Origin of the sequence: Pedobacter sp. 22163, from assembly GCF_052045595.1 — a bacterium.
Lineage (GTDB): Bacteria > Bacteroidota > Bacteroidia > Sphingobacteriales > Sphingobacteriaceae > Pedobacter.
In genome coordinates this window covers 1-508 of sequence record NZ_JBQEPM010000031.1, presented here as the reverse complement: position 1 = coordinate 508, position 508 = coordinate 1, and the positions used below count along the sequence as shown (strand labels likewise).

The window sequence follows — 508 nt, the reverse complement described above, 5'->3', positions numbered from 1 at the left end:
CTTTTTTAACTTCTTCCAATATGTCAAAGAACTTTATTAAGGTGTAAGGTTTAGGGTATAAGGGTGGAGGGTTTCATTGTCCTCTGCCCAAGCCTAAGCTTATTCCTTATTAGTAAAAATCATGGAGTCGAACCATTCGGTATCTTTTGATACCTTGCCCCAACGGCAATTCCTTCTTTCTTAATCATGTCAATGTATATTATCTATCCCGATAATAAGGTATTATATTTCTGTTGTGGTGTGTTTCAGCTATAGGTCTTACCCTACACCTTCAACCTTTTAACCCTCAACCTTAATGGTGGAGAATAACGGAGTCGAACCGTTGACCTCCTGCGTGCAAGGCAGGCGCTCTAGCCAGCTGAGCTAATCCCCCAAAAGGATTTTAATGTGTAGTCCCGTCCAGATTTGAACTGGAGACCCCTACATTATCAGTGTAGTGCTCTAACCAGGCTGAGCTACGGGACTGTTGATTTAAGGTAAGCTTTTATCGTATGCAGTATAGTATCTT

At 41.3% G+C, this 508-nt stretch carries 2 tRNA genes; both read right to left on the bottom strand.

The features are described 5' to 3' along the window. Window positions 1-296: 296 nt before the first annotated feature. A tRNA-Ala gene (locus tag ACTJKN_RS27350) sits at window positions 297-373 on the bottom strand. 17 nt (window positions 374-390) lie between these two features. Further along, window positions 391-465, bottom strand: a tRNA-Ile gene (locus ACTJKN_RS27345). Window positions 466-508: the final 43 nt, after the last annotated feature.